Origin of the sequence: Micromonospora sp. NBS 11-29 (assembly GCF_002140155.1) — a bacterium.
Lineage (GTDB): Bacteria > Actinomycetota > Actinomycetes > Mycobacteriales > Micromonosporaceae > Micromonospora.
This window is the reverse complement of the sequence record NZ_NAPR01000002.1, coordinates 48699-54509: the sequence shown is the minus strand read 5'-3', so window position 1 is coordinate 54509 and position 5811 is coordinate 48699. Positions and strand designations below refer to the sequence as shown.

Sequence of the window (5811 nt, the reverse complement as noted above, 5' to 3'; positions counted from 1 at the left end):
CGCTGGACCTCCTTCCGTTCGCGACTGCGGGGCTCGCAAACCCGGCTCACTCCTCACGCTCACGATTCGGTCCGGACGGCGAAGCGGACCAGGGAGACCGAACCGATGTAGCCGAGCAGGGAGAGCACCACCAGCACGGGCAGCGTGGCGGGGTGCCGGTTCACCCCGGCCTCCGCGCCCACCGCGCCGAGCATGGCCGCCAGCAGCAGGTCGGCGCCGATGATCCGGTCGAGCAGGGACGGGCCCCGGTAGATCCGGGTCAGTGCGAGCAGCGCGGTGGCCGAGAGCAGCACGGTCAACGTGAGGGCGAGCAGGGCGGTCATGGGTGGTTCCTCCGTTCGACGGGTTCGAGGTCGAGCTGGCGTACCTCGGCGGGAGAGCCCACGGCGCGGACGATGCGCCGCTCGACGGCGCGCACGCGGTCGCGGCTGCCGGTCAGGTCCTCGGGCCGGCGCACGTCGAGCACGTGCACGTAGAGCACGCCCCGCGCCCGGTCCACGTCGAGGATCAGGGTGCCCGGCACCAGCGAGATCACCTCGGCGGTGAGCGCCAGGTTGAGGTCGGTGCGGACCCGCAACGGCACCGCGATGATCGCGCCGCGCGGACGGTAGCCGACGCGCAACGCCACGGCGGCGACGTGCAGGCTGGCGCTGACCAGTTCCGCGGTGAACGTGGCCGCGAGCACCAGCAGCGGACCGGGACGTAACCGGCCGCCGAAGGTGACCGGCGGCAGCGGGAAGAAGAACAGCACGGCCGCGCCGACCGCCAGGCCGGTGAGCAGGTTGCCCACGGACACGTCGCCCCAGAGCAGGAACCATGCCACGACCAGCCAGCCGAGCGCGACGGCCTGGTCGCGCCACCGTCCGCCCCGGCCCACCCTCGGCGCGGGCGGGTCGGGTGCCGGCGCGGCCGGCGACGCGCCCTCCGGCGGCTCTCCGACGGCGCCGCGGCCCGGGGGCAGGTCGTCGGTCACGGCACCTCCCGGGGCAGGACGGCCCGCACGTACGGGGTGCGCTGGCGCAGGTCGGTGGCGGCGTCGGCGGTCACCTGGAACAGCGGCCCGGCCGCCAGGGTGAGCAGCACACCGATCGTCACCAGCGCGGTGGTGGCCCCGACCATCAGCACGGGCAGCCGGGTGGCCGGAGGGGTGGTCGTCTGCGGGGCCCGCCAGAACGCGATGTTCCACACCCGGGACGCGACGTAGAGGGTTAGCAGACTGGTCAGCGCCCCGGCGCCGACCAACACGGCGGGCAGCGCGCCGCCGGCCGCCACACCGGCCTGCAGCAGACCGAGCTTGCCGAGGAACCCGGAGAACGGCGGGATGCCGGCCAGGTTCATCGCCGGGACGAAGAAGAGCACGCCGAGCACCGGTGCGATGCGCGCCAGGCCGCCGAGCCGGCGCAGGTCGGTGCTGCCGGTCCGCTCCTCGATCAGGCCGGCGACCAGGAAGAGCGTGGTCTGGACGGTGATGTGGTGCACCACGTAGAAGATCGCCCCGGACAGGCCGGCGAGGCTGCCCAGCGCCACCCCGAAGATCATGTAGCCGATGTGGCTGACCAGGGTGAAGGAGAAGAGCCGCTTCACATCCGACTGGGCCACCGCGCCGAGGATGCCGACCACCATGGTCAGGCCGGCCACCACCATCAGCAGGCCGGCGACCTGGCCGCCGGGGAAGAGCAGCGTGTCGGTGNAGGCCGGCGAAGACGGCGGTGACCGGCGCGGGCGCGGTCGGGTAGCTGTCCGGCAACCAGGCCGAGACCGGGAAGACCGCCGCCTTGATGCCGAACGCGAGCAGCAGCGTGAGCTGGAGGGCCAGGCGTACGCCGTCCGGCAGCGCGTCCAGGCGGCCGGCGAGCTGCGCCATGTTCAACGTGCCGGTGGCCGCGTAGACCAGTCCCACGGCGGACAGGAAGATCAGCGACGACAGGATGCTGACCACCACGTACGTGGAGCCGGTGCGCAGTCGCGTCTCGGTGCCGCCCAGCGTGATCAGCACGAAGCTCGCGGCCAGCAGGATCTCGAAGCCGACGAAAAGGTTGAACAGGTCCCCGGCCAGGAAGGCGTTGGTCACGCCGGCGGTCAGCACCAGGTAGGTCGGGTGGAAGATGCTGACCGGCGCGGTCTCACCGATCTCCCCCCGGCCCTGCCCGATCGAGTAGAGCAGCACGCAGAGCGTCACCGCGGCGGAGACCACCAGCAGCAGCGCCGCCAACTGGTCGGCCACCAGCACGATGCCGACCGGCGGTGGCCAGCCGCCCACCCGCACCACCACCGGCCCGTTCCGGTACGCCTCGACCAGCAGCACCGCCGCGACCACCAGCACGGTGGACAGGCAGAGCACGCTGATCGACCGCTGCAACCGGGGCCGCCCGGTCAGGATCAACGTGAGCGCCGCGCCGAGCAGCGGCACCACCACCGGCAGCGGCGTCAGCGAATTCATGTCGTCTCGTCCCGGCGCAGCCGACGGCGGGCCGGCTCCGGGTCGACCTGCTCCGGGTCGCCGTCCGGCCCCTCGCCGCCGAGGTCCGCGGCGGCCAGCTCGTCGTGTTCGGCGAGCCGGATGATCTGCCGGTCCTCCAGGTCGTCCTGCACCTCGTCGTCGCCGCTGGTGTACCAGCTCCGGTAGGCGACCGCGAGCAGGAAGGCGGTCAGCCCGAACGTGATCACCACGGCGGTGAGCACCATGGCCTGCGGCAGCGCGTCGCTCATCGCGGCGGCCGGCGCCGTGCCGAACAGCGGCGCGGCACCGGACCGGCCACCGAGCAGGATGAGCAGGTTCACCCCGTTGCCGAGCAGGATGATGCCGAGCAGGATCCGGGTGAGGCTGCGTTCCAGCAGCAGCGTGACGCCGGTGGCGACGAGCACCCCGACCGCCAGCACCAGCACCAGCGTCGGCCCGTGCGCGCCCCGCGTCATGTTGGTGGTCCCTCGCGCTGGACGGTCAGCCCGCGACCCGGCTCACCGGCGGCCTCGACGTGCCGGTCCACCTCGGCGCCGAGGCTGCGCAGGATGTCCAGCAGCAGCCCGACCACCACCAGGTAGACGCCGATGTCGAAGATGAGCGACGTGACCAGGTAGAAGTGGCCGACCAGCGGGAGCCACAGGTCGACCTTGACGCTCTGCAGCACCTCACCGGCGAGCACCAGGCCGAGCACCCCGCTGCCGACCGCGATGGCCAGGCCCGCGCCGAGCACCGTGCCAGCGCCGACCGGCGCCGCCTCGGCCAGCTCGTACCGCCCGCCGGCGAGGTAGCGCAGGATCAGGGCGAGGCCGGCGACGAGCCCGCCGGCGAACCCGCCACCGGGGGCGTTGTGCCCGGAGAAGAGCAGGAACAGCGAGAAGAGCAGCACCGTGTGGAAGATCACCCGGGTGACCACCTCGAACACGATGGAACGCCGCGGCTCCGGAAGCGTCTGCCCGCCACGCAGCCAGACCGTGCCCCGGTCGGCGGCGGGCAACACGGGCGCGCGGGGGCGGCGCGGGCGCGGCCCGGTGCGGGAGCGCTCGAAAATCAGGCTGGCCACCCCGGTCGCGGTCACCACGAGCACCGAGATCTCACCCATCGTGTCCCAGGCCCGGATGTCGACGAGGGTCACGTTGACGACGTTGCGGCCGTACCCCTCGGTCAGGGCGAGGTCGGGGAAGGCCGCGGAGATCGACGGCGCCCGCCGGGCCCCGGCCGCGGTCAGCGCCAGACCGGCCGTCACCAGCCCGGCGGCGACCCCGATCCCCCGCCGCACCCAGCGGCTGCGGCGCAACGGACGGGCCGAGAAGCGCTCCGGCAGGCGGCGCAGCACCAGCACGAACACGGCGATGGTGGCGGTCTCCACCAGGAACTGGGTGAGCGCCAGGTCCGGCGCGCCGTACAGGACGAACATCATCGCCGTGCCGTAGCCGGTCACCCCGACCAGCAGCATCGCGGTGAGCCGGCGGCGGGCGCCGACCGCGAGCACCGCGGCGACCGCGAGCACCACGCAGACCACCAGTTGCGCCGGGGTGTCCCAGGGCGTCAGCGCGACCCGCCAGGGCGCGGTGGCCACCATCGCCCCGCCCGGCACGAGCACCAGGGTGACCAGCACGGTGCCCAGGTACTGCGGCAGCGAGCCGCGCTGGGTGGCGCCGGTGACGTCGATGGCGAACCGGTCGAACCGGTGGGTCACCCACTCGTACCCCTGGTTGCCGGAGATCGGCGAGCGCAGCCGGGCCAGCGCGGGCGTGAGCGGGCCGCGGACCAGGTGCAGCACCGCGCCGCCGGCCAGCACCAGGGCGGAGAGGCCGAGCGCCACGGTGGGTCCGTGCCAGAGCGCCAGGTGCTCCTCGACCGGGCCGAACAGCTCGGCGTACGGTTCGAGCAGGCCGCCGAGCCACCCGACGGTGAGCCCGGCGACCAGCCCGGCCACGGCGAGCAGAGCCGGGGGTACGAGCATCGCGGCGGGCGGCCGGGCCAGCTCGACGTCCGGGGTGCCCGGCCGGGTGCCGAACCCGCCCCAGAGGAACCGGATGCTGTAGGCGACCGTCAGCGCGCTGCCGGCGACCAGCGCCGCCAACACCAGCGGGCGGTCGGTGAACGCGGCGAGCACCCCCTCCTTGCCCACGAACCCGAGCAGCGGCGGCACGCCGGCCATCGAGGCGGCGGCAAGCGCGGCGACCGTGGCCAGCACCGGCGCGCGGCGGCCCACCCCGGACAGGTCCCGCAGGTCCCGGCTGCCGGCCTGGTGGTCGAGGATGCCGACGACGAGGAAGAGCGCCGCCTTGAACAACGCGTGCGCCGCCAGCATGGCCACCCCGGCCAGGGCCGCCTGCGGGGTGCCCGCGCCGAGCGCCACCGCGAGCAGCCCGAGCTGACTGACCGTCCCGTACGCCAGCAGCAGCTTCAGGTCGGTCTGGCGCAGCGCCGCCCACCCGCCGACGACCAGCGTGACCAGGCCGGCGACCACGGTGACCGGCCGCCACGGCCCGACCGGCGCGAGCGCCGGGCCGAGCAGTCCGACGNGGGCGCCGCCATCGCCACCGGCAGCCAGCCGTTGAAGGGGAACACCGCGGACTTGGTCAACGCGCCGGCGAGGATCAGCAGCACCGCGACGATCAGGTAACCGCCGCCGGGCAGCGGCGCGGCGAGGATCGCCGACCACCGGTAGTCCCCGGCGCGGTGGCCGAGCAGCAGGAACCCGACCAGCATGGCCAGCCCGCCCAGCGTGGTGACGGTCAGCGCCTGGGCGGCGGCCCACCGGCTGGACCGGCGCTCGGTGCTGTGCCCGATCAGCAGGTAGGAGAAGACCGTGGTCAACTCCCAGAAGACGTAGAGCAGCAACAGGTCGTCGGAGACGACCAGGCCGAGCATCGCACCGGCGAAGGCGACCATGACGGCGGCGAACCGGGCCAGGCCGACCGACCCGGCCGGGAAGTAGCGGGCGGAGTAGACCAGCACGAGCGCGCCGACGCCACCGACCAGCAGCAGCATCAGCCAGGACAACGTGGTGACCCGCAGCGCCAGGTCGAGACTGAGCTGCGAGACCCAGGGGTACGTCTCGACCACCGCGCCGCCGTCGCGTACCGCCCCGGTGTGCGCCACCGCCCAGCCGGCCGTGGCGGCCGGGGCGAGCGCGAGCAGCAGGCACGCGCGCGGACCCCACCTGCGGACCAGCGGCGGGGCGAGCAGCGCCGCCACCAGGTGCAGGATCAGCAGGACGAGCACGCGCACTCCCGGTCGTGGGGACAGCGCGCCGGGGCACGCTGGGGGCACGACCGATCAGACGCCACTTCCCCACCCGACCGGGCCGTTTTCCGGAAACCCACCCCGCCCGGTGATCA

Annotated in this window: 3 protein-coding genes and 2 pseudogenes; all 5 read right to left on the bottom strand. The window is 74.0% G+C overall.

The window, feature by feature from the left end:
• Positions 1-59: 59 nt before the first annotated feature.
• The 5 genes and pseudogenes from B1205_RS00250 to B1205_RS00230 all read right to left on the bottom strand — a co-directional run bounded on the left by B1205_RS00250 (position 60) and on the right by B1205_RS00230 (position 5695).
• On the bottom strand, positions 60-323 hold the full coding sequence (locus B1205_RS00250; protein WP_089153766.1) for a monovalent cation/H+ antiporter complex subunit F: 264 nt from the start codon (positions 321-323) through the stop codon (positions 60-62).
• Positions 320-973, bottom strand: a complete 654-nt coding sequence (locus B1205_RS00245; protein WP_089153765.1) for a Na+/H+ antiporter subunit E — start codon at positions 971-973, stop codon at positions 320-322. Before B1205_RS00245 ends, B1205_RS00250 begins: the two co-directional genes overlap by 4 nt.
• A pseudogene (locus tag B1205_RS32820) lies at positions 970-2440 on the bottom strand (Na+/H+ antiporter subunit D). The gene B1205_RS00245 and the pseudogene B1205_RS32820 overlap by 4 nt, the downstream one beginning before the upstream one ends.
• A complete protein-coding gene (locus B1205_RS00235; RefSeq protein ID WP_089153764.1) occupies positions 2437-2916 on the bottom strand; it encodes a Na(+)/H(+) antiporter subunit C in 480 nt (159 codons plus the stop codon). The pseudogene B1205_RS32820 and the gene B1205_RS00235 overlap by 4 nt, the downstream one beginning before the upstream one ends.
• Positions 2913-5695: pseudogene (locus tag B1205_RS00230) on the bottom strand (Na+/H+ antiporter subunit A). Before B1205_RS00230 ends, B1205_RS00235 begins: the two are co-directional and overlap by 4 nt.
• Positions 5696-5811: the final 116 nt, after the last annotated feature.